This is a genomic window from Rhodococcus sp. MurmanLake-1 (assembly GCF_056945715.1).
The window spans coordinates 1-282 of sequence record NZ_JBWZNF010000078.1; the positions used below are offsets into that span (position 1 = coordinate 1).

Genomic DNA, 282 nt, shown 5'->3' on the forward strand with positions numbered 1-282 from the left:
CTGGGAATCGGCGTGCTGTGGTCTGTCCGCTGGAAGCGAACCATTCTTCGGATGAATCGTTCGTCGACCGTGTACATCGCAGCCATCAACGGCCCCACTCTGGGCGGCGGGCACGAACTCGCGCTGGCGTGCGACATCCGGTACGTGTCAGATTCGCCGGAAATCCGGCTCGGCCAGGTCGAAGCGACAGCGCACCTGATCCCGGGCGGAGGTGGAACGCAGAGGTTGCCGCGGATGATCGGTACGGCCAAGGCCCTCGAGCACATACTCGAAGGACGGGGG

1 protein-coding gene is annotated in these 282 nt (G+C 64.5%); it reads left to right on the forward strand.

Features of this window, described 5'->3' with window-relative positions; genetic code table 11:
* Positions 1-51: 51 nt before the first annotated feature.
* The coding region (locus AC2ETI_RS32725) for an enoyl-CoA hydratase-related protein (RefSeq protein WP_483635064.1) at positions 52-282 on the forward strand (231 nt) is incomplete at its 3' end.